This is a genomic window from uncultured Campylobacter sp. (genome assembly GCF_937997595.1).
GTDB lineage: Bacteria > Campylobacterota > Campylobacteria > Campylobacterales > Campylobacteraceae > Campylobacter_B.
Genome location: NZ_CALKTS010000307.1, coordinates 1 through 1770, shown reverse-complemented (window position 1 = coordinate 1770; position 1770 = coordinate 1). Strand labels below are relative to the sequence as shown.

Annotated in this window: 3 protein-coding genes; 2 read left to right on the top strand and 1 reads right to left on the bottom strand. The window is 45.1% G+C overall.

Going from position 1 to position 1770, the window contains the following annotated elements; all coding sequences use genetic code 11:
* Positions 1–221: PLP-dependent transferase (locus tag Q0614_RS10385; RefSeq protein ID WP_298788551.1), on the bottom strand; the 221-nt coding region annotated here is incomplete at its 3' end.
* 192 nt (positions 222–413) lie between these two features.
* Here Q0614_RS10385 and Q0614_RS10380 point away from each other — a divergent pair.
* Both Q0614_RS10380 and Q0614_RS10375 read left to right on the top strand, forming a co-directional pair.
* Positions 414–773 carry a hypothetical protein gene (locus Q0614_RS10380; protein WP_177387463.1) on the top strand — a complete coding sequence of 120 codons (360 nt, stop codon included), beginning with the start codon at positions 414–416 and terminating at the stop codon, positions 771–773.
* The gene (locus Q0614_RS10375; protein ID WP_298788549.1) at positions 774–1688 is read left to right on the top strand and encodes an HAD family hydrolase; all 915 of its coding nucleotides are present in this window, start codon (positions 774–776) and stop codon (positions 1686–1688) included.
* The last annotated feature ends 82 nt before the right edge of the window (positions 1689–1770 follow it).

The following is a 1770-nucleotide window of genomic DNA, read 5'->3' as shown; positions in this document are numbered from 1 at the left end:
TTGCCGTTTTCCAGCGCCGCAAGTCGCGCCTCAAAAACATCAGTAGTAGGATTTGTCAAACGCCCATAAATCGGCCCTAGATCACGCAGCGCGAAGCGATCGGCGGCCTTTTTGCTCGTGCCAAAGTTAAACGCGGTGCTTTGATAAATAGGAACTGCCATCGTGCCGTAGCCTGCGACGGAGTCGTAACCAAAATGAGTTGCGAGGGTTTCTTTTTGCATTTTTGTCCTTTGTAAAAAATTTGGCGAATAATAGCGAAATTTTAAAATAAAGTCAAGTATTTTTATATGATTTTAAAATGCCTATAATAACGGGATTTATAGAAAAAATATTATTAAAATATAGTTTTATAATATGCGTAATTTTGCCAAAATTTCGAATTTTGCTATAATGCGCGCTTTAATTAAGGAAAAATCATGCAAATCAAAGAAAAAGATGAGCGCGTTAAATATATCCGCGCATTAGAACGCTTCGTAAAATCCGCCGTAGCACTGCTAAAGCGCGAGGATTTCGACGCAGAGCTTTTTGCGAAACGAATAGCTAAAAACTACGAAATTTTATCTAAAGCGGCCGCTACAAATCTCGATAGCCCATACACCAAGGCGCTTGAAAGCTTTGCCAAAAACGTCCTTGATGCTAGCGAGGCAGGACAGATCAGCGATGCCGCGTTTAGATCGGCGCTACAGCATGAAGCAAACGCCTTGCAAAAGCTCAAAAACAATAAAAGTTACAAAAAAGACAAGCACAAAATAGATTTTTTAAAGGATTACTAGATGAAAACAGTGATTTTTGATATGGATGGCACGCTGCTTGACTCCTCGCGCGCGATCGAAATCAGCGTCAACAACACTCGCCGCGAGCTCTACGGCCTAGCGCCACTGCAAAAGAATTTCATCGTCCACACCATCAACGATCCAAGCAAAAACGCCTTTTTGGAATTTTACGGCAAAACCGAAGCGAGCGCCGAAGAGCTTGCTTTTTTCGAGAAAGAATTTGTAAGCAATTACCGCGATTTCGCCGTGCTTTACGAGGGTATCGAGGATCTTTTGCACTCGTGCAAAAAAGCAGGATTTTTTCTCGCAGTCGCCTCCAATGCGCCTTCCTACACCCTAAGCGCGATCTTAGAAAAAACGGGTGTGCGCAGGCTATTTGATCTGGTCGTAGGCGCGGACGAGCAGATGCCATCAAAGCCCAACCCTGCGATGCTGCTACACGTAATCGCACGCTCGCCGCACAAAAACGCGATTTTTTTGGGCGATAGTAAAAAGGATGAGCTAGCCGCACTCCGTGGCACGGAATTTTTACAAAATTTAGAATTTCAAGGCGGCAATGACGGCGAGAGCTTAAATGCTAGCCGTGGCACTAATAGAAAGAATTTCAGCGCTAGCAGCGGAAGCTTAAGCTCTTGCGGCGAGAATCTTAATGCGGATGAAAAATTTCGCCCTAACGACACAGGTGCTGACGGGGCGGCAACACTAAGCTTTAAAGGCGCTAAAATTTCCGCAAAAGCAGAAGCGACGGAAAGCGCACAAGCTGCAGCAGCGCGATGTTTTCAGGCAAACTTGGCAGATCTAAGAGGCGCAAAACTTGAGTATTTGCAGGTATGCTGGGGGTTTGGCGAGCCTAGCGAACTAAGTCGCAATGCTCTAAGCATCGCGCAAGCGCGCGAAATCATCGGCGGAATTTAAAGTAGCCTGGCTTTTGAGGCATAGCTAATTAAAAGTAGTATTGTAGCAGGGTAAAATCACGCTTAGGCTCTTAAAACGGAGC

Coding starts and splice junctions, on each gene's coding strand:
- Q0614_RS10375 (WP_298788549.1), top strand. CDS start 774: ATGAAAACAGTGATTTTTGATATGGATGGCACGCTGCTTGACTCCTCG.